At 61.3% G+C, this 21,926-nt stretch carries 24 protein-coding genes; 12 read left to right on the top strand and 12 right to left on the bottom strand.

Going from position 1 to position 21,926, the window contains the following annotated elements; translation table 11 throughout:
• Positions 1-3: 3 nt before the first annotated feature.
• The 4 genes from ACI2JX_RS14020 (at position 4) to trpE (ending at position 4,085) form a co-directional block, all read left to right on the top strand.
• Positions 4-831: an ABC transporter permease gene (locus ACI2JX_RS14020; RefSeq protein ID WP_404690306.1), complete on the top strand. Its 828-nt coding sequence runs from the start codon at positions 4-6 to the stop codon at positions 829-831.
• A 212-nt stretch (positions 832-1,043) separates the two neighbouring features.
• Complete coding sequence (gene rpe, locus ACI2JX_RS14025; protein ID WP_186552667.1) at positions 1,044-1,718, top strand: ribulose-phosphate 3-epimerase; 675 nt, start codon at positions 1,044-1,046, stop codon at positions 1,716-1,718.
• Positions 1,715-2,533, top strand: a complete 819-nt coding sequence (locus ACI2JX_RS14030) for a phosphoglycolate phosphatase (RefSeq protein ID WP_264235363.1) — start codon at positions 1,715-1,717, stop codon at positions 2,531-2,533. Before rpe ends, ACI2JX_RS14030 begins: the two co-directional genes overlap by 4 nt.
• A gap of 70 nt (positions 2,534-2,603) precedes the next feature.
• Positions 2,604-4,085 (top strand): anthranilate synthase component I, encoded by a 1,482-nt coding sequence (gene trpE / locus ACI2JX_RS14035; RefSeq protein WP_186552665.1) that lies wholly within the window; start codon positions 2,604-2,606, stop codon positions 4,083-4,085.
• Between the two features lie 116 nt (positions 4,086-4,201).
• On the opposite strand, the gene estP is transcribed toward trpE, so the two are convergent.
• The gene (gene estP / locus ACI2JX_RS14040) at positions 4,202-6,088 is read right to left on the bottom strand and encodes an esterase EstP (protein WP_404690307.1); all 1,887 of its coding nucleotides are present in this window, start codon (positions 6,086-6,088) and stop codon (positions 4,202-4,204) included.
• A gap of 372 nt (positions 6,089-6,460) precedes the next feature.
• Here estP and ACI2JX_RS14045 point away from each other — a divergent pair, with 372 nt between their 5' ends.
• The 4 genes from ACI2JX_RS14045 to ACI2JX_RS14060 all read left to right on the top strand — a co-directional run bounded on the left by ACI2JX_RS14045 (position 6,461) and on the right by ACI2JX_RS14060 (position 9,722).
• Entirely contained in the window at positions 6,461-7,054 is a 594-nt protein-coding gene (locus ACI2JX_RS14045; RefSeq protein ID WP_186552663.1) for an aminodeoxychorismate/anthranilate synthase component II, read from the top strand.
• Between the two features lie 9 nt (positions 7,055-7,063).
• Positions 7,064-8,113 carry an anthranilate phosphoribosyltransferase gene (gene trpD, locus ACI2JX_RS14050; protein WP_186552662.1) on the top strand — a complete coding sequence of 350 codons (1,050 nt, stop codon included), beginning with the start codon at positions 7,064-7,066 and terminating at the stop codon, positions 8,111-8,113.
• Positions 8,110-8,946, top strand: a complete 837-nt coding sequence (gene trpC / locus ACI2JX_RS14055) for an indole-3-glycerol phosphate synthase TrpC (RefSeq protein WP_264235366.1) — start codon at positions 8,110-8,112, stop codon at positions 8,944-8,946. Before trpD ends, trpC begins: the two co-directional genes overlap by 4 nt.
• 71 nt (positions 8,947-9,017) lie before the next feature.
• Positions 9,018-9,722 carry a biotin/lipoate A/B protein ligase family protein gene (locus tag ACI2JX_RS14060; protein WP_368972967.1) on the top strand — a complete coding sequence of 235 codons (705 nt, stop codon included), beginning with the start codon at positions 9,018-9,020 and terminating at the stop codon, positions 9,720-9,722.
• On the opposite strand, the gene crp is transcribed toward ACI2JX_RS14060, so the two are convergent.
• Complete coding sequence (crp, locus tag ACI2JX_RS14065) at positions 9,719-10,363, bottom strand: cAMP-activated global transcriptional regulator CRP (protein ID WP_186552659.1); 645 nt, start codon at positions 10,361-10,363, stop codon at positions 9,719-9,721. The two genes, ACI2JX_RS14060 and crp, sit on opposite strands and share 4 nt — an antisense overlap.
• Before the next feature lie 191 nt (positions 10,364-10,554).
• Here crp and ACI2JX_RS14070 point away from each other — a divergent pair, with 191 nt between their 5' ends.
• Positions 10,555-10,977, top strand: coding sequence for an OsmC family protein (locus tag ACI2JX_RS14070; RefSeq protein WP_186552658.1), 423 nt, complete (start codon positions 10,555-10,557; stop codon positions 10,975-10,977).
• Here ACI2JX_RS14070 and ACI2JX_RS14075 read toward each other — a convergent pair.
• The 7 genes from ACI2JX_RS14075 to hemJ all read right to left on the bottom strand — a co-directional run bounded on the left by ACI2JX_RS14075 (position 10,943) and on the right by hemJ (position 15,818).
• On the bottom strand, positions 10,943-11,389 hold the full coding sequence (locus tag ACI2JX_RS14075) for a hypothetical protein (protein ID WP_264235368.1): 447 nt from the start codon (positions 11,387-11,389) through the stop codon (positions 10,943-10,945). The two genes, ACI2JX_RS14070 and ACI2JX_RS14075, sit on opposite strands and share 35 nt — an antisense overlap.
• Positions 11,386-12,426 carry a DUF2157 domain-containing protein gene (locus ACI2JX_RS14080; protein WP_404690308.1) on the bottom strand — a complete coding sequence of 347 codons (1,041 nt, stop codon included), beginning with the start codon at positions 12,424-12,426 and terminating at the stop codon, positions 11,386-11,388. The genes ACI2JX_RS14075 and ACI2JX_RS14080 overlap by 4 nt, the downstream gene beginning before the upstream one ends.
• A 10-nt stretch (positions 12,427-12,436) precedes the next feature.
• A complete protein-coding gene (coq7, locus tag ACI2JX_RS14085; RefSeq protein ID WP_186552656.1) occupies positions 12,437-13,084 on the bottom strand; it encodes a 2-polyprenyl-3-methyl-6-methoxy-1,4-benzoquinone monooxygenase in 648 nt (215 codons plus the stop codon).
• 66 nt (positions 13,085-13,150) lie between these two features.
• Positions 13,151-13,489: a histidine triad nucleotide-binding protein gene (locus ACI2JX_RS14090; RefSeq protein WP_028942126.1), complete on the bottom strand. Its 339-nt coding sequence runs from the start codon at positions 13,487-13,489 to the stop codon at positions 13,151-13,153.
• A 63-nt stretch (positions 13,490-13,552) separates the two neighbouring features.
• Positions 13,553-14,335, bottom strand: a complete 783-nt coding sequence (locus ACI2JX_RS14095; protein WP_264235370.1) for an SDR family oxidoreductase — start codon at positions 14,333-14,335, stop codon at positions 13,553-13,555.
• Positions 14,336-14,413: 78 nt separating this feature from the next.
• Positions 14,414-15,361, bottom strand: a complete 948-nt coding sequence (locus ACI2JX_RS14100; protein ID WP_404690309.1) for an NAD(P)H-dependent flavin oxidoreductase — start codon at positions 15,359-15,361, stop codon at positions 14,414-14,416.
• Positions 15,362-15,392: 31 nt separating this feature from the next.
• Complete coding sequence (hemJ, locus tag ACI2JX_RS14105; protein WP_186552652.1) at positions 15,393-15,818, bottom strand: protoporphyrinogen oxidase HemJ; 426 nt, start codon at positions 15,816-15,818, stop codon at positions 15,393-15,395.
• Between the two features lie 142 nt (positions 15,819-15,960).
• Here hemJ and argC point away from each other — a divergent pair, with 142 nt between their 5' ends.
• Complete coding sequence (gene argC / locus ACI2JX_RS14110) at positions 15,961-16,995, top strand: N-acetyl-gamma-glutamyl-phosphate reductase (RefSeq protein ID WP_264235372.1); 1,035 nt, start codon at positions 15,961-15,963, stop codon at positions 16,993-16,995.
• 146 nt (positions 16,996-17,141) lie between these two features.
• Positions 17,142-17,492: an iron-sulfur cluster insertion protein ErpA gene (gene erpA, locus ACI2JX_RS14115; RefSeq protein ID WP_186552650.1), complete on the top strand. Its 351-nt coding sequence runs from the start codon at positions 17,142-17,144 to the stop codon at positions 17,490-17,492.
• Between the two features lie 56 nt (positions 17,493-17,548).
• Here erpA and ACI2JX_RS14120 read toward each other — a convergent pair whose 3' ends face one another.
• Entirely contained in the window at positions 17,549-18,640 is a 1,092-nt protein-coding gene (locus tag ACI2JX_RS14120; protein WP_404690310.1) for an anhydro-N-acetylmuramic acid kinase, read from the bottom strand.
• 4 nt (positions 18,641-18,644) lie between these two features.
• Positions 18,645-20,066 (bottom strand): peptidoglycan DD-metalloendopeptidase family protein, encoded by a 1,422-nt coding sequence (locus ACI2JX_RS14125; protein WP_404690311.1) that lies wholly within the window; start codon positions 20,064-20,066, stop codon positions 18,645-18,647.
• A 212-nt stretch (positions 20,067-20,278) separates the two neighbouring features.
• On the opposite strand from ACI2JX_RS14125, the gene tyrS reads away from it, so the two are divergent.
• A complete protein-coding gene (gene tyrS, locus ACI2JX_RS14130) occupies positions 20,279-21,478 on the top strand; it encodes a tyrosine--tRNA ligase (protein ID WP_368972972.1) in 1,200 nt (399 codons plus the stop codon).
• Positions 21,479-21,651: 173 nt separating this feature from the next.
• Here tyrS and ACI2JX_RS14135 read toward each other — a convergent pair.
• The coding region (locus ACI2JX_RS14135; RefSeq protein ID WP_404690312.1) for a hypothetical protein at positions 21,652-21,926 on the bottom strand (275 nt) is incomplete at its 5' end.

Here is a 21,926-nt window from a genome sequence, read left to right on the forward strand (position 1 = left end):
GTCATGCTGAGTCCATACATGTCGCCCGTGGAGCGGGTCTGGTTCTACAGCCTGCGGATTCTCTGCGGCTTGATCCTGTTGTTCCTGGTGCTGCCGGTGTTGGTGATCATCCCGCTGTCATTCAACAGCGGCAGTTTCCTGGTCTACCCACTGCAGGGCTTCTCGCTGCAGTGGTACCACGACTTCTTCGCCTCGGCCGAGTGGATGCGGGCGTTGAAGAACAGCATCATCGTCGCCCCGGCGGCGACCGTGCTGGCCATGGTGTTTGGCACCCTGGCGGCGATTGGCCTGACTCGCGGCGACTTCCCCGGCAAATCGTTGGTGATGGCGCTGGTGATCTCGCCGATGGTGGTGCCGGTGGTAATCATCGGTGTGGCCAGCTACTTGTTCTTTGCCCCGCTGGGGATGGGCAACAGCTTCATCTCGCTGATTCTGGTGCATGCGGTGCTGGGTGTGCCGTTCGTCATCATCACCGTGTCGGCGACCCTGCAAGGCTTCAACTACAACCTGGTGCGGGCCGCGGCCAGCCTGGGGGCGTCGCCGCTGACGGCGTTTCGGCGGGTGACCTTGCCGCTGATTGCCCCGGGGGTGATCTCCGGCGCGTTGTTCGCCTTTGCCACCTCGTTCGATGAAGTGGTGGTGACGCTGTTCCTGGCAGGCCCTGAGCAGGCGACCTTGCCGCGGCAGATGTTCAGCGGCATTCGCGAGAACCTCAGCCCGACCATTGCCGCAGCGGCGACGTTGCTGATCGCGTTCTCGGTGATTTTGCTGCTGACCCTGGAATGGTTGCGTGGGCGTAGTGAGAAGCTGCGTACTCAACAGCCTATCTAAACGTGCATCCCGTGGGAGCGGGCTTGCCCCGCGATAGCGATTGCGAATACTCGATCGCTATCGCGGGGCAAGCCCGCTCCCACGTATCTCCTAGTGATGCCTCCGCTGTCGGATCTTGCGCCAATTCGTCGACACGGATTGATACCAATCAGCCCGTATCGATTTCCCTGAGTTACAATGCGCGCCACCGTGATTCTGCCAACAGGTGCGCCATGCAGCCCTACGCTATTGCCCCCTCCATTCTTTCCGCCGATTTCGCCCGTCTGGGTGAGGACGTCGACAAGGTGCTGGCCGCCGGGGCCGACATCGTTCACTTCGATGTCATGGACAACCATTACGTCCCCAACCTGACCATCGGCCCGATGGTCTGCAGCGCTTTGCGCAAGTACGGCGTGACCGCGCCAATCGACGTGCACCTGATGGTCAGCCCAGTCGACCGGATCATCGGCGACTTCATCGAAGCCGGCGCGACCTACATCACCTTCCACCCAGAAGCCACCACGCACATCGACCGCTCGCTGCAGTTGATCCGCGATGGCGGTTGCAAGGCTGGCCTGGTGTTCAACCCGGCCACTGGCCTGGATGCACTGAAGTACGTGATGGACAAGATCGACATGGTCCTGCTGATGAGCGTCAACCCAGGCTTCGGCGGCCAGAAGTTCATCCCCGGCACCCTCGACAAGCTGCGTGAAGCGCGTGCGCTGATCGACGCCAGTGGCCGCGATATCCGCCTGGAGATCGATGGCGGCGTCAACGTCAACAACATCCGCGAGATCACCGCCGCTGGCGCTGATACCTTCGTTGCCGGCTCGGCGATCTTCAATGCCCCGGACTACCAGGAAGTGATCGCCAAGATGCGCGCCGAAATGGCCCTGGCCCGCCCATGAGTGGCTTCGAGCAGCTGTTCCCGGGGACGCTGCCCAGGCTGGTGATGTTCGATCTGGATGGCACGTTGATCGATTCAGTCCCCGACCTGGCCGCAGCCGTCGACCGCATGCTGCTCGAACTGGGTCGCCCGCCCGCTGGCCTTGAGGCGGTACGCCACTGGGTCGGCAATGGTGCTCAGGTTCTGGTCCGCCGTGCCCTGGCCGGCGGTCTTGAACATGAACAGGTAGACGATCAGCTGGCTGAACAGGGCCTGGCCTTGTTCATGGAGGCTTACGCCCAAAGCCATGAACTGACCGTGGTTTATCCTGGTGTGCGCGACACCCTGCGCTGGCTGCGCAAGCAGGGGGTGGAGATGGCGCTGATCACCAACAAGCCGGAGCGCTTCGTCGCGCCGTTGCTCGACCAGATGAAGATCGGCCGTTATTTTCGCTGGATCATCGGTGGCGACACCCTGCCACAGAAAAAGCCTGATCCGGCCGCCTTGCTGTTCGTGATGAAAATGGCTGGGGTCGAGCCTGGGCAAGCGCTGTTCGTCGGTGACTCGCGCAGCGATGTCCTGGCGGCCAAGGCTGCCGGGGTGAAGTGTGTCGGGCTGAGCTACGGCTACAACCATGGCCGACCGATCCATGAAGAAACCCCGAGCCTGGTGATCGATGATCTGCGTGCCCTGTTGCCTGGTTGCGTAGTCACCGACACTGGGATAACGTTGGCGGACCTTCAAGCCTCACAAGACAGAGAGTCCACCGTGGCGGTTACTGGCAAATTCTGGATGAAAGTCATCAAGGCCCTGGCCCGTTGGCGTTGGCGCGCCTGACTTCTGCCCGCCGGCCCCTGCCGGCACGTCCGTTTGCCCGACCCCATTGCTGCTTGCTCCGAGGCTACTCATGACCCGCGAAGAATTCCTGCGCCTGGCTGCTGCCGGCTACAACCGCATTCCCCTGGCCTGCGAAACCCTGGCCGACTTCGACACCCCGCTGTCGATCTACCTGAAACTGGCTGACCAGGCCAACTCCTACCTGCTCGAGTCGGTTCAGGGCGGCGAGAAGTGGGGTCGTTATTCGATGATTGGCCTGCCATCGCGCACCGTGATGCGCGTGCATGGCTACCACGTGAGCATCCTGCAGGATGGCGAGCAGGTAGAAAGCCATGAAGTGGAAGATCCACTGGCCTTCGTCGAAACCTTCAAGGACCGCTACAAAGTCGCTGACATCCCGGGCCTGCCACGCTTCAACGGCGGCCTGGTTGGCTACTTTGGCTATGACTGCGTGCGTTATGTGGAAAAGCGCCTGGGCGCCTGCCCCAACCCGGATCCGCTGGGTGTGCCAGACATTCTCCTGATGGTCTCGGATGCGGTGGTGGTGTTCGACAATTTGGCTGGCAAGATGCACGCCATCGTCTTGGTCGACCCCTCCGAGGAGCAGGCCTTCGAGCAAGGCCAAGCGCGCCTGCAAGGCCTCTTGGCCAAACTGCGTGAGCCGATCACTCCACGTCGCGGCCTGGACCTGAGCGGGCCAATGGCGGCCGAGCCTGCGTTCCGCTCAAGCTTTACCCAAGCTGACTACGAGCGTGCGGTCGACACCGTCAAGGAATACATCCTGGCCGGTGACTGCATGCAGGTAGTGCCGTCGCAGCGTATGTCGATCGACTTCAAGGCCGCGCCAATCGATCTGTACCGCGCGCTGCGCTGCTTCAACCCGACGCCTTACATGTACTTCTTCAACTTTGGCGACTTCCATGTGGTGGGCAGCTCGCCGGAGGTGCTGGTGCGGGTCGAAGATAACCTGGTCACGGTACGGCCGATCGCAGGGACCCGCCCGCGTGGTGCTACCGAAGAAGCGGACCGGGCGCTTGAGGAGGACCTGCTCAGTGATGATAAAGAGATCGCCGAACACCTGATGCTGATCGACCTGGGCCGCAACGATGTCGGTCGGGTGTCTTCGACAGGCAGCGTACGCCTGACCGAGAAGATGGTGATCGAGCGTTATTCCAACGTCATGCACATCGTGTCCAACGTGACCGGCCAGCTGCGAGAAGGCCTGACGGCGATGGATGCGCTGCGGGCCATTCTGCCAGCCGGGACCTTGTCGGGTGCGCCAAAGATTCGTGCGATGGAGATCATCGACGAGCTGGAGCCGGTCAAACGCGGCGTCTATGGTGGGGCGGTCGGCTACTTTGCCTGGAACGGGAACATGGACACCGCGATCGCTATCCGCACCGCGGTGATCAAGGATGGCGAGCTGCACGTGCAGGCCGGCGGCGGTATCGTGGCCGACTCGGTGCCGGCGCTGGAGTGGGAAGAGACCATCAACAAACGCCGCGCCATGTTCCGCGCGGTGGCCTTGGCCGAGCAAACGCCGCAAGGCTGATTATTTTTGGGGCTGCACAGCAGCCCTTCGCGTCGGTTCGGCGCCGCCCTTCAGAGCGGCGCTATCCCTGTAGGAGCGGGCTTGCCCGCGAAGGGCTGCACAGCAGCCCCAACATCTCAAAAGTCCAGACTCACAGCCAGGCTCACCCCCTGCTGAGTCAACTCATCACTCTTGCGCCAGTTGTAGTTCCCACGCACATGCACCCCCGCGGTCAGCTCATGCGACAGTCCTAAGCTGGCCCGCGTCAGATTGCTCTGCGGCGTATACCCGGTCAGGGTGAAGTCGTTCGCCGGCAGACTGGTCAAATGCATCGTCACATCTTGCTGGTCATCCTCGAACTCATGCTCGCGAGCGACTTCGGCAAACACGCGCGTCGAAGGCGCGAACTGGTAGCTGCCTTGCAACCCCGCCCCGAGCCGGCGCGATGTACGTTCCTGATCATCGAAGCCCAGCGCAGTCGAGCGACCACTGTTCTCGTCATAACCATCCACCTTGACCCGCGCATAGTCGGCGCTGATGAACGGCGCAAGCTGCCAGGCACTCGCCTCGGCTGCCAGGTTGTAGCCCAGGCGCCCGGTCACCGCCCAGGCTTCGCCATCGGTATCACCCTTTTCACTGCGATCATTCACCCCCAGGGCAAACGTGCGCTTGAGGTCGCGGTAGTCCAGATGCCCGGCGCTCAGCGCTGCATCCGCCCACCAACGATTGGCCCGGTACTGGGCGAACACCGAGGCCAGGTAACTGTCGAGCTTGTAGTCCGAATCCTGTTCGCCGGCCTCCAGCTTCTGCCGATAGACCCCAGCGGCTAAGCCCAGGCGCCAAGCCTCGTCGAGCCGGTAGCTGCCACCCACGGTCAGGTTATAGCCACGGCCATCGCCACTGGCGCTGCTGCGCTGGTCATCGAAGTCCAGATCCTGAGCGCCGGTGGCAACGATCGCCTGCCACTGACCGACCGCTTGCCAGGGCGTCTGCCACTGATTACGCAACTCGTCTTGATGGGCACGCAGGCTGGCGTGGGCCATTTCGGGTAGCAGGGTCAGTTCCCACGGCGCAGAGATGATCGAATAGGCGTAGTCGGCAATCAGTTGCTGGCCGGCGATGGTCGGGTGTACGGCATCGTTGAACAGCAGCTTGGTCGGATCCGGGCTGGCGCCGTTTTCGCCATAGACCGGGTTCTGGCAACTGCTGCCGCTATAGCAGCTGGCCACCAGGTTCTGATCTGTAGCCAGGCCGAATTGCGCTGGGTTGGCCAGCGCCTCGCTGAGCAGTACGGGAATGTTCAGCGGGATGATTTCGGCATCGATCTGGCTCAGCTGATTGACCAGTGCCTGATTGAACACGCTCGACAGCTGCGACAGCGGGCCTTGCTGGGGCGTGCCGCTGAAGTTTGGGGTTTGGCCGAGATCGGGCAACAGCCAGACCATGATGTAGCGTGCGCCTCCCTGTTGCAGGGCCTGGGCACTGGCGGCCAGGCGGGTACCGGCTGCGGCGGCCTCGATTGGGCTGGTGACCAGCCCTTGGAGGAAGTCATTGCCGCCGCCGGTCAGGTAATACAAGGCATTTGGATCGGCGCGCAGACCGTTGGCCAGATAGCCATCCCGTTCGCGCAGCACGAGCCCGGCACCCGGGTTGCCCGGCGGGATCACCGTCTTCGAGGTGTCTGTGATCGAGTCGAGGATCTGTTCAGTGGTGTAACCGCCCACCGCCCAGTTGTTGCCATCGGGGCGAATGCCCAGCGAAGTCGAAGGGTTGAGGTCGTCGGGTGCGATCCCCAGCCGCCCGCCAAGGAGCATCGGCGATACCGGTGCGTAGTTGCCGTTGGCATCGCGGTTGGTGAAGCGCATGCCGTTGGTGCCACCGGTGAGATCTGGGAACTGCCCGGCGTCACTGAGACTGTCGCCAAACACGCTCAGCGTGGAGTAGGGCGAAGGTGCGGCGATTGCCTGGCTGCAGGCCAGGGCGAGCGAGCAGAGGGAGTACCGCAACAAGCGAGAAGTGCGCATGGTAGATGTCCTTTTCATTGTTTTTATCGACACGAGTGAATGACCTTAGCAAAACCAAGGGCATGCAGGGCTAGTCCATTCGTTTCCCCATATTTACCGGCATATTGCGCCCATCGCCCCGGTAAGCTACTGTGCCGGAACGTATGAACGAGACCTACCCCGTGTTGATCGTCAGCAAACTCTTGATGCGCGTTATCAAGGCTCACGCCCGTTGGCGTTGGCGCGCCTGACTTTATCTCCTGCCGGCCCGCCCGGCTCGCTCCTGTCTGCCTTCCTTTTGCTTGATCCAGCGCCCTGTGCGCGATTGCCCGCGCCTGCGGGCGGCAGTGGAAGGCTCGAATCAAAAGTCAGTATTCAAGAGGTTTGCCCCAGATGTTACTGATGATCGACAACTATGACTCTTTCACCTACAACGTCGTTCAGTACCTCGGCGAGTTGGGTGCCGAGGTCAAGGTCATCCGCAATGACGAGATGACCATCGGCCAAATTGAAGCGCTCAAGCCTGAGCGCATCGTCGTCTCGCCAGGCCCATGCACGCCGAGCCAGGCCGGCGTGTCCATCGAAGCCATCCTGCACTTTGCCGGCAAACTGCCGATCCTTGGCGTGTGCCTGGGCCATCAGTCGATTGGCCAGGCGTTCGGCGGTGATGTGGTGCGTGCTCGCCAGGTCATGCACGGCAAGACCAGCCCGGTGCATCACCGCGACCTGGGTGTGTTCGCTGGGCTGAACAATCCGCTGACCGTGACCCGCTACCACTCGTTGGTGGTCAAGCGTGAAACCCTGCCTGAGTGCCTGGAAGTCACCGCCTGGACTGCCCTTGAGGATGGTTCGGTGGATGAGATCATGGGCCTGCGCCACAAGACCTTGAACATCGAAGGGGTGCAGTTCCACCCCGAGTCGATTCTGACCGAGCAGGGCCACGAGCTGTTCGCCAACTTCCTCAAGCAGACCGGCGGCCGCCGCTAAGGACCGAACATGGATATCAAAAGCGCGCTGAGCCGCATCGTCGGTCATCTGGATCTTTCCACTGAGGAAATGAGCGACGTCATGCGCCAGATCATGACCGGCCAATGCAGCGAGGCGCAGATCGGCGCGTTCCTGATGGGCATGCGCATGAAAAGCGAGAGCATCGATGAGATCGTCGGTGCAGTGTCGGTAATGCGGGAGCTGGCCGAGAAGGTCGAGCTGCAAAGCCTCGATCAGGTGGTCGATATCGTCGGCACCGGTGGCGATGGCGCCAACATCTTCAACGTATCCACGGCTTCGTCGTTCGTGCTTGCCGCAGCCGGCTGCAAAGTGGCCAAGCACGGCAACCGCGCGGTTTCTGGCAAGAGCGGCAGCGCCGACCTGCTGGAAGCGGCCGGCATCTACCTGAACCTCACCCCGGTGCAGGTCGGCCGTTGCATCGACAGCCTAGGCATAGGCTTCATGTTTGCCCAGAGCCACCACAAGGCAATGAAGTATGCCGCAGGCCCGCGTCGCGAGCTGGGGCTGCGCACCCTGTTCAACATGCTCGGCCCGCTTACGAATCCGGCCGGTGTGAAGCACCAGGTGGTCGGCGTGTTCACCCAGGCCCTGTGCCGACCGCTGGCCGAAGTGCTGCAGCGGATGGGCAGCAAGCATGTCCTGGTGGTGCACTCCAAGGATGGCCTGGACGAATTCAGCCTGGCGGCACCTACTTTTGTTGCCGAACTGAAGAATGACCAGATCAGCGAATATTGGGTCGAGCCCGAAGACCTCGGCATGAAGAGCCAGAGCTTGCATGGCTTGGCCGTCGAAGACCCGCAGGCTTCTTACGAGTTGATCAAAGATGCCTTGGGTCGGCGCAAGACCGAGAACGGCCAGAAAGCCGCTGAGATGATTGTGCTCAATGCCGGCGCTGCGCTGTACGCTGCCGATCACGCAATGACCTTGGCCCAGGGCGTAGAGCTGGCCCATGACGTGCTGCACACCGGCCTTGCCTGGGAAAAACTCCAGGAGCTGGGCGCCTTCACCGCCGTATTCAAGCAGGAGAACGAAGCATGAGCGTGCCGACCGTGCTGGAAAAGATCCTCGCCCGCAAAGTCGAGGAAGTCGCCGAGCGCAGCGCCCGGGTCAGCCTGGCAGAGCTCGAGCACCTGGCCAAAGCGGCCGATGCCCCGCGTGGCTTTGCCAATGCGTTGATCGAGCAGGCCAAGCGCAAGCAACCAGCGGTAATTGCCGAGATCAAGAAAGCGTCGCCGAGCAAGGGTGTGATCCGCGAAAACTTCGTACCTGCAGAAATCGCCGTCAGCTACGAGAAGGGTGGGGCGACCTGCCTGTCGGTGCTGACTGACGTCGATTACTTCCAGGGGGCCGACGCTTACCTGCAGCAGGCGCGTGCTGCTTGCCGCCTGCCGGTGATTCGCAAGGACTTCCTCATCGATCCCTACCAGGTGGTCGAAGCTCGGGCCTTGGGCGCTGACTGTGTATTGCTGATCGTCTCCGCGCTGGATGACGTGCGCATGGCTGAATTGGCCGCAGTGGCCAAGGATGTCGGCCTTGATGTACTGGTCGAAGTGCATGATGGTGACGAGCTCGAGCGGGCGCTGAACACCCTCGACACGCCTTTGGTGGGGGTCAACAACCGCAACCTGCACACCTTCGAAGTCAGCCTGGAAACCACGCTCGACCTGCTGCCGCGCATCCCACGCGATCGCCTGGCGATCACCGAGAGCGGTATCTTCAATCGCGCTGATGTCGAGCTGATGGAAATCAACGAGGTGTATTCGTTCCTGGTCGGTGAAGCGTTCATGCGCGCCGAGCATCCCGGGCATGAGCTGCAGCGGTTGTTCTTCCCGCAGCGGCCGGTACAGAACACGGTTCAGGCGCTGGACTGATCGCATCGCAAGCCGGCTAACGCCGGCTTGTTTGTTTTGACTGCTATGGCCTCTTCAGCACAGGTGAATTGATGACCGACCAACCTCTGGCGTTGACCGTCGAACAAGGATTGCACGCCGAGCAGGAGTTGCTGACAGCGGTGTGCCGTGGAGAGCGTGATGCTGGCGTGCTGTTCTGGCGACCGACCGACCACGCGCTGGTTATGCCGCGGCGCATGAGCCGATTGGAAAACTTCGAGGCGGCCTGCGCCGAGCTGGCAATTGCCGGTTGGCCGGTGCTGTTGCGTGAAACGGGCGGCGAGCCAGTGCCGCAGTCGCACTCGACGGTCAACGTTGCGTTGGTCTACGTGGCGCCGCGCAGCGAAGGCGATCATGGCCGTATCGAGAATGCCTACGAGCGTCTATGCCTGCCATTGTGCGATGTGCTGCGCGAGTGGGGTGGAGTGGCTTCGGTCGGCGAGATCGACGGCGCCTTCTGCGATGGGCGCTACAACGTCAATCTCAATGGTCGCAAGCTGGTCGGCACGGCCCAGCGCTGGCGCCAGGGCTTGGGCGGCAAGCGCCCGGTGGTGCTGGTGCACGGGGCGCTGCTGCTGGACAACGAGCGCGAGTCAATGGTGGCGGCGGTCAACCGCTTCAATGAATGCTGTGATATCGACCAGCGTTGCCGGGCCGATAGCCACATCGCCCTGCACGAAGTGGCGCCGGCCGTGCCATGGTTCGAGCGCCTGTCCCAGGCCTATGCGCAGGTGATCGCGCAGCTGCCCAAAGATTAACGGGTGCCGTAGACCACCATGGTCTTGCCCTTGACCTGAACCAGGCTGCGTTCTTCGAGATCCTTGAGGACGCGGCCGACCATCTCCCGCGAACAACCGACAATCCGGCCGATTTCCTGGCGAGTGATCTTGATCTGCATGCCATCAGGGTGGGTCATGGCGTCGGGCTGCTTGCACAGGTCGAGTAGGCAGCGGGCAACCCGGCCAGTGACATCGAAGAACGCCAGGTCGCCGACCTTGCGCGTGGTATTGCGCAGGCGCTGGGCCATCTGGCTGCCCAGGGCATAGAGAATGTCCGGGTCCTGACGGGCCACTTCGCGGAACTTGTCGTAGCTGATTTCGGCGACTTCGCATTCGGTCTTGGCCCGAACCCAGGCGCTGCGCTGCTGCTCTTTGCCGGTTGGCTCGAACAGGCCCAGCTCACCGAAGAAATCGCCGTCGTTGAGGTAGGCGATGATCATCTCGTGGCCGTTGTCGTCTTCGATCAGGATGGTGACCGAGCCCTTGATGATGAACGACAGTGTTTCAGCCCGGTCACCGGCACAGATGATGTTGCTCTTGGCGGTGAAACGGCGGCGCTGGCAGTGCACCAGCAGCTTGTCGATGTTCTTGATCTTGGCGGAAAGGGCGGAGACGACCATCACGAAATCCTGTTCGATGTAACGCAGAGGCTTTTTATAAAGGGTGCCTGGCACTATGCGCCAGTCATTTGGCGCCAGCTTATCAGACACTGCGCCAGGCATTGGTACAAATGCGCTGCGTGTTGAGCTTTTCCGACAGCGCTACAGGGCTTAAGCTGACACCCTTTTCAGAATCTAGGGAGTCCAGCAACATGAAGGCACGCATCCAATGGGCCGGCGAAGCGATGTTCCTCGGCGAGTCGGGCAGCGGCCATGTGGTGGTCATGGATGGTCCGCCCGAGGCCGGTGGCCGCAACCTGGGCGTGCGCCCCATGGAAATGCTCCTGCTGGGCCTGGGTGGCTGCAGCAACTTTGACGTGGTCAGCATCCTGAAGAAGTCGCGCCAGGCCGTGGAAAGCTGCGAAGCCTTCCTGGAGGCTGAGCGTGCCAGTGAAGACCCCAAGGTGTTCACCAAGATCCACCTGAACTTCGTGGTCAAAGGCCGTGCGCTGAAGGAAGCGCAGGTCAAGCGGGCGGTGGAGTTGTCCGCAGAGAAATACTGCTCGGCCTCGATCATGCTCGGTCGGGCCGGGGTGGAAATCACCCACAGCTATGAGATCGTCGAACTCGGCTGATTCGTTCAAGGCCCCACAACAGGGCCAGTCCGGGCGCCAGTGCCAACAACAGGCTGGGTAGGTTCACGGCCAATAGCCCGAAGATTTCCGCGTTGCTCCAGGTACTGCCGAAGGCTTCGGCAAACAGCTGGCACTGCAGCAGCGCGGTCGTCGTCGCAGCTAGCAGGTAGGCGCCGATAAGCAATCCGGGCCTGCGGAAAAAACAGCCAAGCAGGACGAATAGCAATTGCCCGGGGACGCAGAACAGCAACAGCTCGCGCCCACTGTTGCTGTCAGGTTCGATCAGGCCGGGCAGTTCGAAGGCGAATGCCGATTGCCTGACACTGGCCGTCATCAGGCAGACGAACAGGTACGCCACCAGCACCAACCCTAGGCTTTGCAGCAAGCGCACGCCGAGCCTGCGCAACTTCAACGGCGAAGCCCTGGAAGCAACTGCAGCAAGCTACTGGGCAGTTGGGCGCGCAGGCGCTTACTCAAAGCTTCGCGATGCTGCTGGTAGAGTACGCCCAATCCGATCACGCCCAGGCCAATCAAGGTGAGCACCAGCGGGAACAGCAGCGACTCAGCAAACACCTCATACGACAGATAGCCCAGATACGCCGCTACGCCCATCGCGCCAAATACCATGAACACGGGGCGGCGCAGCAGCACCGCCACTGCCATCAGGCCAAAGTTGATCAGGCAATACAGCGCTTTGCCCAACTCACTGCCGCTGTCCATTAGGGTCAAGCCTCCCCAGAATGCCGCCAGCCCTGCCAGGTAACCCCAGAAGGCGTAATCTCTGCGAGTGCGTCCATCGACCACAAGAAAGACCAGCAGCAGGGCCAGGCCGAACCATAGCGAGACAATCCGGCGTTGCTCCCAACTGAACGGCGAGCCATAGAACCACTCGCTCAGGTCCATCGACATGAACCACAGCGCCAGGGCAATCGGCATGACGATGAAAGGGAAGGGGATCAGGCGCAGCATCAGCAGGCCGGCGAGCACGGTGGCCGCTTCCATCAACAGCCAGCCGCCCTGCACGTAGGTGTAGTACTGGTGGTAATCGGCTTGCGCATCGTCCAGTGGCCACCAACCGAGCAGGCGCTCGATGGCGAACACCGCAAGTGGCACGATGCTGACCGCAACCGCGCCGAGCACTCCGCCGGCGATCGGCTGGTCACGGCGCTGCAGGCCAACGGCGAAGAGGGTCAACAGGGTGATATAGAGAAGTGCGATCACCAGCAGGGCCCAGTCGCCAACCCGCATCCACGCTTCGGTCAGCAGCCAGCCCATCGCGCCCATGATCAGCAGGGCGCCAAAATAGAATGCGACGTGGGCCAGCTGGAAACTGCCACGGCTTTGCGGCTGTTGCTGCAAAAAGTTCAGCAGTGCTTGAGCCTGGCCCGGCTGGAGAATGCCTGCGTGTTCGGCCTGTGCCAGATCCTTGGCATCGAAACGTTCCGTCATGGCCGTGTCCCTAGATGCGGTAAGTGCTCTTGGTCATCACTTTAGCCATCAGGCTCATGCCAAAGCGTACCGGTGCGGGGAAGCGATAACCGCCCGCTTCGAGCGCCGATTCGGCATGGTGCTCTTCATCGACACGCATCTGTTCAAGAATCGCGCGGGATTTTTCGTCCTCGCTCGGCAGTTGCTCGAGATGTTCGTCCAGGTGCTTGCACACCTGATGCTCGGTGGCGGCAACAAAGCCCAGGCTGACTTTGTCACTGACCAGGCCGGCTAGCGCGCCGATGCCGAACGACATGCCATAGAACAGCGGGTTGAGCACACTGGGATGGCTGCCCAATTGGCGAATGCGTTGTTCGCACCAGGCCAAATGGTCGATCTCTTCCTCGGCGGCGTGCTCCATGGCCTTGCGCACTTGCGGCAGCTTGGCGGTCAGGGCTTGGCCTTGGTAGAGCGCCTGGGCGCACACTTCACCGGTATGGTTGATGCGCATCAGGCCGGCGATGTGCCGGGTTTGGGTTTCGTCCAGCTCGGCGTCCGGTTGGACGATGGCCGGGGAAGGGCGGGAAGGTTGGCCGCTGAAGGGCAGCAAGGTGCGCATGGCGGTATCGGCCTGCAGCAACAAGCGGTCGAGCGGCGAATAGTGACGTTCGGTAGCCATCGGGCACCTCCGCAAGAGTGATGCCCGACAGTTTACCGCAATCCCCTGACCGGGGCTTGCCTTGGATCAGCCCGGTGGCCAGTGCATCTGGCGTTGGCCGAGCACGTGCATGTGAATATGGTAGACCGTCTGGCCGCCCAGTTCGTTGCAGTTCATGACCACCCGGAAACCATCCTCGCAGCCCAATTCCTTAGCCAGGCGCTGGGCGGTGAAGAGGATGTGGCCGGCCAGGCCTTTGTCTTCTTCGGTCAGGTCGTTGAGGGTACGAATGGGCTTTTTCGGGATGACCAGAAAATGCACCGGCGCCTGTGGGGCGATATCGTGGAAGGCCAGAACCTGGTCGTCCTCGTAGATGATCTTGGCCGGGATTTCCCGGTTGATGATCTTGGTGAAGAGAGTCTCCACAGCACTTGCTCCATGGTGAGGGTCCGGGCCGAGTGTACTCAGCGCGGCGTCGCTCGCCCAGTGCTATTGCGCTTCGAGCGGGCTGTAGCGGCGATTGATGATGCCGGCCAGCTTGCGCGCCAACCAGCGCGGCAGCACCCGTGGCAGCCTTGCCAGCCAGCGATTGCGCCGACCGGGCATGATCAGCGCGCGGTTTTTATCCAGCGCACGCACGGTGTAGAGCGCGACTTCTTCGGCGCTCAGGCAGCGCTTGCCAGTTTCCAGGCGAGGAATGTGCCGCCTGGCCGAGCGGACCGGACCTGGGCAGAGGACCGAGACTTTGATCCCGGTACGCCCCAGCTCTTCGCGCAGCGCTTCGGAAAAGCTCAGCACATACGCCTTGCTGGCGGCATAGCAGGCCATCCACGGGCCGGGAGCGGCACTGGCCAATGAGGCAACGTTGAGGATCTGCCCGCCGCCCTGTACCGCCATCAGGTTGCCGATGGCATGGCACAGCCGGGTCAGGGCCAGGATGTTGACCTCCAGCAGGTCCTGCTCGTCGGCCCATTCATGGGCGAGGAACGGGCCGTAGGTACGTTGGCCTGCGCAGTTCACCAGCAGGTCGATGCGCCGTTCGCCTTCTTCAAGCTCCAGGACGAAGCCAGACAGGCGCAGGGGCTGGCTGAGGTCGCAGGCGCGCAGCAGCACCTCGACGCCAAAGCGCTGGGTCAGCTCGATGGCCAGCGGTTCCAGGGTTTCTCGATGGCGTGCCACCAGGATCAGGTTGCGCCCGCGCCGTGCCAGGGCTTCCGCCAGGGCTAGGCCCAAGCCGCTGGAAGCTCCGGTGATCATGGCGTAACGGGTCATGCAGGGCTCCTGGGGCGGCTGAAGAGGGCGCCTAGTGTACAGCCTGTCCGGGCAAGTTGTTGCCTTTTGCGAGTGGGCTCAAAGCGGCAGTTGGCGAGTGCGCGCAACGGCTTGACGGTACTCGCCATGCAGGCGTTCGATCAGTGCCTGAGTGGTCGGTAGATCGTGGATTTCACCGACACCCTGGCCGGCGGACCAGACTGTTTTCCAGGCCTTGGCTTCTTCGTCCAGGGGCTTGAGGCGGGCCTGTTCATGACTGCTCTTCAGGCTCGCCAGGTCGTAGCCGGCCTGCTCCAGACTTTGCCGCAGGAAGCTTGCCGGGACACCGGAGACAGCAGGGGTATGAATGATGTCGGCCGCCTGGGCTTCGATCAGCATGTTTTTGTAGACACTCGGGGCCTGGCTTTCTTGAGTGGCGATGAAGCGCGTCCCCATGTAGGCCAGGTCTGCGCCCAGTAGTTGTGCGGCGAGTACTTGCTCGCCGTGGTTGATGCAGCCGGCCAGCAGCAGGGTCTTGTCGAAGAACTGGCGGATTTCAGCGGCCAGGGCGAATGGGCTCCAGGTGCCTGCATGCCCACCGGCGCCTGCCGCCACCGCAATCAGGCCATCGACTCCGGCTTCGGCAGCTTTCTGCGCATGGCGGCGAGTGGTGACATCATGAAACACCAGGCCGCCATAACTGTGCACTGCGTCGACCACTTCCTTCACCGCGCCAAGGCTGGTGATGACAATTGGCACGCGGTGTTCGACGCACAAGGCCAGATCCGCCTGCAAACGCGGGTTGCTCGGGTGGACGATCAGGTTGACCGCATAGGGCGCTGGCGCCGACAAATTCCCCAGGCCTGCCTCGATTTCCTCCAGCCAAGCCTTGAAGCCAGCGCTGTCGCGTTGGTTGAGGGCTGGGAAGCTGCCCACCACGCCATTGGCGCAGCACGCCAGGACCAACTGTGGGTTGGAGATCAGGAACATCGGCGCTGCGACTACCGGTAGGCGCAGGCGTTGTTCGAGCAGGGCTGGCAATGACATGGCAGGATTCCTATGCGGACGGCTGATTAGCTCAGAACGGTTTGACCACCACCAGAATTACGATACCTAGCAGAATCACCACGGGCACTTCATTGAACCAGCGGTAAAACACGTGACTGCGGGTGTTGGTGCCAGCGGCGAAGCGTTTGCGCTGCGCGCCGCACATGTGATGGTAGCCGGTCAGCAGGATCACCAAAGTGAGCTTGGCATGCAGCCAGCCTTGGCTCAGCCAGCCGGGGGTGAGGTAGAGCATCCAGATGCCGAAGACGAATGTGGCGATCATCGCGGGGTTCATGATGCCGCGGTACAGCTTGCGCTCCATCACGGTGAAGCGTTCTTGACTGATGCTGTCCTGGCTCTGGGCGTGGTAGACGAACAGGCGCGGCAAGTAGAACAGGCCGGCGAACCAGCAGACCACGCTGACGATATGCAGCGCCTTGATCCATAGATAAAGCATGGAGGGTGTTCCTTCAGGTTTTCACGGTCGTCAGATAGTAGTGGTGAAGCGCCTCCAGGTGCATCCCAAGAGTTGTTACAGGCGGCTAGCGCCCCTATTATCGTGCGCTTTCCAGTCGGATCGTTGATAAGGGGCAAGCGTTATGATCAAGGTCGGTATCGTCGGCGGCACGGGTTACACCGGCGTCGAACTGTTGCGTCTGCTGGCGCAGCACCCTCAGGCCGAGGTTGCGGTCATCACCTCGCGCTCCGAGGCCGGTGTGGCGGTTGCCGACATGTATCCGAACCTGCGCGGTCACTATGACGGCCTGGCTTTCAGCGTGCCGGACAGCAAGACCCTGGCTGCCTGCGACGTGGTGTTCTTCGCCACGCCGCACGGTGTGGCCCACGCCCTGGCCGGCGAACTACTGGCCGCTGGCACCAAGGTGATCGACCTGTCCGCGGATTTCCGTCTGCAAGACGCGGTTGAGTGGGGCAAATGGTACGGCCAGCCGCATGGCGCACCGGAGCTACTCAAGGACGCGGTCTACGGGCTGCCTGAAGTGAACCGCGAGAAGATCCGCCAGGCGCGCCTGATCGCCGTGCCGGGTTGCTATCCAACCGCCACCCAGCTGGGTTTCCTGCCATTGCTCGAAGCGGGCCTGGCTGACCCTTCGCGACTGATTGCCGACTGCAAGTCGGGGGTCAGTGGTGCTGGCCGTGGTGCGGCGGTGGGCTCGCTATTTTGTGAGTCGGGCGAGAGCATGAAGGCCTACGCGGTCAAGGGCCACCGGCACCTGCCGGAAATCAGTCAGGGCCTGCGCCAGGCTGCCGGCCAGGACATCGGCCTGACCTTCGTGCCGCACCTGACGCCGATGATCCGCGGTATCCATGCCACGTTGTACGCGACTGTGGTCGATACCTCGGTCGACCTGCAGGCGTTGTTCGAGAAACGTTATGCCAACGAACCGTTCGTCGATGTAATGCCGGCCGGTAGCCACCCGGAAACCCGTAGCGTGCGTGGTGCCAACGTCTGTCGAATCGCTGTGCATCGCCCGCAGGGTGGTGATCTGGTGGTGGTGCTGTCGGTGATCGACAATCTGGTCAAGGGCGCGTCTGGCCAGGCTGTGCAGAACCTCAACATCCTGTTCGGCCTGGATGAGCGTATGGGCCTGTCCCACGCGGGCCTGTTGCCGTAAAGCACTGTATTGATGAAAAGCCCCGCCGAGTGCGGGGCTTTTCATTGGGGGCGACTAAAGCCGCACAATTGTTGACCGATTTTCTCGGAGAAGCGGATAATGCGCGTCATCGAGTTTTATGGCGGCACTGCGCCGGGAGAGTCAACATGAGCGTCGAATCCTTCACCCCCACGGCTTTGGAATTCACCCAAGGTGCTGCACACAAGGTGAAGACTCTGGTTAGCGAAGAGGGCAATGATCGTCTGAAGTTGCGTGTATTCGTGACAGGTGGCGGTTGCTCGGGCTTCCAGTATGGCTTCACCTTCGATGAAGAAGTCGCTGAAGACGACACCATCGTCGAACGCGAAGGTGTTTCGCTGGTGGTCGATCCGATGAGTTACCAGTACCTGGCGGGCGCGGAAGTGGATTACCAGGAAGGTCTGGAGGGCTCGCGCTTCGTGATCAAGAACCCTAACGCTGCTACGACCTGCGGCTGCGGATCTTCGTTCTCGATCTAATCATCGCTATGCAAAACGCCGCGCAATTGCGCGGCGTTTTGCTTTGTGCTGTTGCTTCAAGCTGGATAGATGGCGCCGAGAACGCGCAAACCCTTGGCCGCTGTCACGCTCGGGCGATTGGCGGGGATGCCTTCCAGGCAGCAGTGGGCAAGCCAGGCGAACGCCATGGCCTCGACCCAGTCCGGATCGATGCCATGCGCTGCGGTACTGGCAACCTGTACGCCGGGCAGCAGGGCGGCCAAGCGCCGCATCAGTGCGCCGTTGCGGGCACCGCCGCCGCACACCAGCATGGCTTCGGTGCCTGTCTGGGCGTTACGTAGTGAGTCAACGATGCTGCGTGCGGTCAGCTCGAGCAGTGTGGCCTGCACATCTTCGTCGCGATACGTCGTCAGCTCGGCCAGATGGCTGTCCAGCCAAGGCAAGTTGAACACTTCGCGGCCGGTGCTTTTTGGGCCGCTGCCGGCAAAGAACGGATCGGCCAGTAAACGACCGAGCAGGCTTTCGATCACTGTGCCGCTGGCAGCCCATGCGCCGTCGGCGTCGTAGGGCTGGGCGTGTTTGCGTTCGATCCAGGCGTCCAGCAGAACATTGCCAGGGCCACAGTCAAAGCCATGCACTGGCGTGGCCTGGTCAATCAGGCTGAGGTTACTGAAGCCACCGACATTGAGCACCGCCAGCCGCTGGCCGATGTGGCTGAACAGCGCCTCGTGGAAGGCCGGTACCAGGGGAGCACCTTGCCCGCCGGCGGCGACATCGCGGCGGCGGAAATCCCCCACCACACAGATACCCGTGAGCTCGGCCAGCAGGGCTGGGTTGCCAATCTGCACGGTAAAGCCGCGGGCAGGTTCGTGACGGATGGTCTGGCCATGGCTGCCGATCGCGCGAATGGCCTCGGGCTCCAAGCCCTGTGCCGCAAGCAGGTGTTTGATGCCTTCTGCTGCGAGGCTCGCCCAGCGGTTTTCTGCCAGGGCAGCGCGGGCTATCTCGTCAGGGCCGCTGGCGCACAGGCCGAGCAACTCCTGACGCAAATCGGCAGGCATGGGTAGATAGTGGGTGGCGAGCAGCCGCGGCTGCTCGTGGTGTTCGATCAAGGCGATGTCCAGGCCATCGAGGCTGGTTCCGGACATCACCCCCAGGTAGAGCGCCATAAGCTCAGCGCTTGTTCGCGGCGAGCAGGGTGGCCTTTTCCTGATCCATGCGAGCGATCAGCGGTTGGCTCTGCTGCATGAAACGTTGGCGCTCGGCTTTGGCGATTGGATCGGCCATAGGCACTTTCTGGCTCAGTGGGTCGACGTGCACGCCATTGACTTGGAACTCGTAGTGCAAATGCGGTCCGGTGGACAAGCCAGTGGTGCCGATGTAGCCGATGATCTGCCCTTGCTTGACCGAGCTGCCGGTCTTGATGCCTTTAGCGAAGCCTTGCATATGGCCGTAGAGCGTCTTGTAGCGGTTGCCATGGGCGATGATCACGGTGTTGCCGTAACCGCCGCGACGGCCAGCCAGTTCGATCCGGCCATCGCCAGCAGCCTTGATTGGCGTGCCGCGAGGGGCTGCATAATCGACGCCCTTGTGCGCGCGGATCTTGTTCAGGATCGGGTGCTTACGCCCATTCGAGAAGCGCGAGCTGATCCGGGCAAAGTCTACGGGGGTGCGGATGAATGCCTTGCGCAGGCTGTTGCCATCGGCCGTGTAGTAGTTGGTGTTGCCCTGTTTGTTGGTGTAGCGCACGGCGGTGTAGGTCTTGCCGCGGTTGGTGAAGCGTGCAGAGAGAATGTTGCCGGTGCCGACCACCTTGCCATCCATGACCTTCTGCTCGTAGACCACATCGAATTCGTCGCCTGGGCGGATGTCTTGGGCGAAGTCGATGTCGTAGCCGAGCACCCGCGCCATATCCATGGTCATGCTGTGCGACAAGCCGGCGCGTTGGGCCGAAGCCGACAGTGAGCTCTTGATCACGCCGTGGGCGTAGGCGGTGCGCACCACAGGCTTGCTGACTTCGCGGGCGAAGGTATAGCCCTTGTCGGTTTTGCTCAGGCGGATGGTTTCAAGGCTGCTGACTTTGCTGTGCAGGTTGGTCAACTGGCCGTCTTTGTCGAGTTCGAACTGCAGCACCTGGCCATGCTTGAGCTGGCTGAACTGCTTGGCTTGCTTGCCGCTGGCCAGCACGTCATGCACGACATTGGCTGGCAGGCCAACCTTGGCGAACAGGGTCGAAAGGGTATCGCCGCGGGCAACCACCACCTCACGATGACCTGGCGCCTTGGCCTCGGCTTCGGGCTTGCTTTCAGCACTTGGAGCTTCAGCGGTTTTCGCGGCCGGGGCATCAGCGTTTTCAATCTGGGCGAAGGGGGAGCCTTGTTCGCCTTGAGTCTGCACCAGCGGTGCAGCGTTGGATTCGTCTGTGAGCTGCTCGGCTGGGGTTTCCAGCTCAAGGCTGAGGGTGGTTTTCTTGGCTTCCACTTCGCTCGAAGGGAACACCAGCAAGGCCAGGCTGAGGAGGGCGGCAATGCCGCTCGCGGCCAACAGATGGCTTTTCGGATAAAGCGGAGGCGCTTTAGGCGTTTCGTTGGTCATAGGAAGGTGACTTTGAAAAAGGTGAAATGGAAAAGATGAATGACATGATGAAGATGAAATAACTGTATAAAATATAACCAAATCCGGTTTCGCGCAAGGGCGCGTAGACGCCGCAAGGCGCCAGGTAGGTCACATTCCATTGCCAAACTTGTATTTGACGGCCGATCTTGTATGGTTGGCTCCCTTTGAATCTGAGCCTTGCGGGTCTTTCTATGAAGTCGGTTGAAGAGCAGCTGGCGCTTATCAAGCGCGGTGCGGAAGAGGTGTTGGTCGAGTCGGAGCTGGTCGAAAAGCTCAAGCGCGGTCAGCCGCTGCGTATCAAAGCGGGCTTTGACCCGACGGCGCCCGATCTGCACTTGGGCCATACGGTGTTGATCAACAAGCTGCGCCAGTTCCAGGATCTGGGTCACCAGGTGATCTTCTTGATCGGTGATTTCACCGGCATGATCGGTGATCCGAGCGGCAAGAGCGCCACGCGTCCGCCGCTGACCCGTGAGCAGGTCCTGGACAATGCCGAGACCTATAAGCAGCAGGTGTTCAAGATCCTCGACCCGGCCAAGACCGAAGTCGCTTTCAACTCCACTTGGATGGACAAGCTCACCCCAGCCGACTTCATTCGCCTGGCTTCGCAGTACACCGTGGCGCGAATGCTTGAGCGTGACGACTTCGACAAGCGTTACACCACCAATCAGCCGATCGCGATCCATGAGTTCCTCTACCCGCTGGTGCAGGGGTACGACTCGGTCGCGCTGAAGGCGGACGTCGAGCTGGGCGGTACCGACCAGAAGTTCAACCTGCTGATGGGCCGCGAATTGCAGCGCGCCTACGGCCAGGAGGCGCAGAACATCGTCACTATGCCGTTGCTCGAAGGTTTGGACGGTGTGAAGAAGATGTCCAAGTCGCTGGGCAACTACGTCGGCATCCAGGAAGCACCAGGGGTGATGTACAGCAAGCTGGTGTCGATCCCCGATACCTTGATGTGGCGTTACTTCGAACTCCTGAGCTTCCGTTCCATGGAAGAGATCGAGCAGCTGCGTGCCGATGTCGAGAAGGGGGCTAACCCGCGAGACATTAAGATCAAGCTGGCTGAAGAGATCGTTGCGCGCTTCCATGGTGAAGAGGCAGCGGCCAATGCTCACCGTGCTGCGGGTAATCGCATGAAGGATGGTGAGCTGCCGGAAGACATTCCCGAGATCGAAATCGGCGCGGCTGAAGACATGCCGATTGCTGCCATTCTGAACAAGGCTGGTCTGGTGAAGAACTCGGCTGCAGCCCGTGACCTGCTCAATGCAGGTAGCGTGAAGGTCGATGGTGAGGTGGTTGATCGGAGCTTCGTGTTTGCCATTGGTGCCAGCCATATCTGCCAGGCGGGTAAGAAGGCCTTCGCGCGGATCTCGCTGAAGGCGGAGTAAGGGCTGCTTCTATATAGAAGGATGTTCGCTGCTATATAGATAGAACGCGGGGAGGCCGAAAGGCCTCCCCGCTTTGCTTTTAGCGCTTTAACTGCATTGCCGCTCTCTGTTGAGCCCTGCTGCACCTGTGGAAGCGGGCTCGCCCCGCGATTCTGACCCTAATTTCAACAATATTACGGTTTATTGAAATTAAGGGTTGACGGCCTCTCAGATCCCCTTATAATGCGCCCCACTTCCAGCGTAGTTGGAACGGAAAACTCCTTGATTATCAACGAGTTAGATGTTTCAGGCAGTACTGGAGGTGCTTCGATCTTCTGATCGGCAGCGGTGAAAAAGGTAGTTGACAGCAGCTTGTAACGCTGTAGAATTCGCCTCCCGCTACGAGAGATCGCAAGCGAGTCAAGTGTTTGAAGTTGAACGAGTTTCTCGCAAAATACTTCGAAATAAA

Source organism: Pseudomonas sp. NPDC088890, assembly GCF_044900155.1.
Classification (GTDB): Bacteria; Pseudomonadota; Gammaproteobacteria; order Pseudomonadales; family Pseudomonadaceae; genus Aquipseudomonas; species Aquipseudomonas urmiensis.

Bases quoted from the DNA above. Each gene is read 5' to 3' on its own strand.
- ACI2JX_RS14020 (WP_404690306.1), top strand. From the start codon at position 4: ATGCTGAGTCCATACATGTCGCCCGTGGAGCGGGTCTGGTTCTACAGC.
- rpe (WP_186552667.1), top strand. From the start codon at position 1,044: ATGCAGCCCTACGCTATTGCCCCCTCCATTCTTTCCGCCGATTTCGCC.
- ACI2JX_RS14030 (WP_264235363.1), top strand. From the start codon at position 1,715: ATGAGTGGCTTCGAGCAGCTGTTCCCGGGGACGCTGCCCAGGCTGGTG.
- trpE (WP_186552665.1), top strand. From the start codon at position 2,604: ATGACCCGCGAAGAATTCCTGCGCCTGGCTGCTGCCGGCTACAACCGC.
- estP (WP_404690307.1), bottom strand. From the start codon at position 6,088: ATGCGCACTTCTCGCTTGTTGCGGTACTCCCTCTGCTCGCTCGCCCTG.
- ACI2JX_RS14045 (WP_186552663.1), top strand. From the start codon at position 6,461: ATGTTACTGATGATCGACAACTATGACTCTTTCACCTACAACGTCGTT.
- trpD (WP_186552662.1), top strand. From the start codon at position 7,064: ATGGATATCAAAAGCGCGCTGAGCCGCATCGTCGGTCATCTGGATCTT.
- trpC (WP_264235366.1), top strand. From the start codon at position 8,110: ATGAGCGTGCCGACCGTGCTGGAAAAGATCCTCGCCCGCAAAGTCGAG.
- ACI2JX_RS14060 (WP_368972967.1), top strand. From the start codon at position 9,018: ATGACCGACCAACCTCTGGCGTTGACCGTCGAACAAGGATTGCACGCC.
- crp (WP_186552659.1), bottom strand. From the start codon at position 10,363: ATGGTCGTCTCCGCCCTTTCCGCCAAGATCAAGAACATCGACAAGCTG.
- ACI2JX_RS14070 (WP_186552658.1), top strand. From the start codon at position 10,555: ATGAAGGCACGCATCCAATGGGCCGGCGAAGCGATGTTCCTCGGCGAG.
- ACI2JX_RS14080 (WP_404690308.1), bottom strand. From the start codon at position 12,426: ATGACGGAACGTTTCGATGCCAAGGATCTGGCACAGGCCGAACACGCA.
- coq7 (WP_186552656.1), bottom strand. From the start codon at position 13,084: ATGGCTACCGAACGTCACTATTCGCCGCTCGACCGCTTGTTGCTGCAG.
- ACI2JX_RS14095 (WP_264235370.1), bottom strand. From the start codon at position 14,335: ATGACCCGTTACGCCATGATCACCGGAGCTTCCAGCGGCTTGGGCCTA.
- ACI2JX_RS14100 (WP_404690309.1), bottom strand. From the start codon at position 15,361: ATGTCATTGCCAGCCCTGCTCGAACAACGCCTGCGCCTACCGGTAGTC.
- hemJ (WP_186552652.1), bottom strand. From the start codon at position 15,818: ATGCTTTATCTATGGATCAAGGCGCTGCATATCGTCAGCGTGGTCTGC.
- argC (WP_264235372.1), top strand. From the start codon at position 15,961: ATGATCAAGGTCGGTATCGTCGGCGGCACGGGTTACACCGGCGTCGAA.
- erpA (WP_186552650.1), top strand. From the start codon at position 17,142: ATGAGCGTCGAATCCTTCACCCCCACGGCTTTGGAATTCACCCAAGGT.
- ACI2JX_RS14120 (WP_404690310.1), bottom strand. From the start codon at position 18,640: ATGGCGCTCTACCTGGGGGTGATGTCCGGAACCAGCCTCGATGGCCTG.
- ACI2JX_RS14125 (WP_404690311.1), bottom strand. From the start codon at position 20,066: ATGACCAACGAAACGCCTAAAGCGCCTCCGCTTTATCCGAAAAGCCAT.
- tyrS (WP_368972972.1), top strand. From the start codon at position 20,279: ATGAAGTCGGTTGAAGAGCAGCTGGCGCTTATCAAGCGCGGTGCGGAA.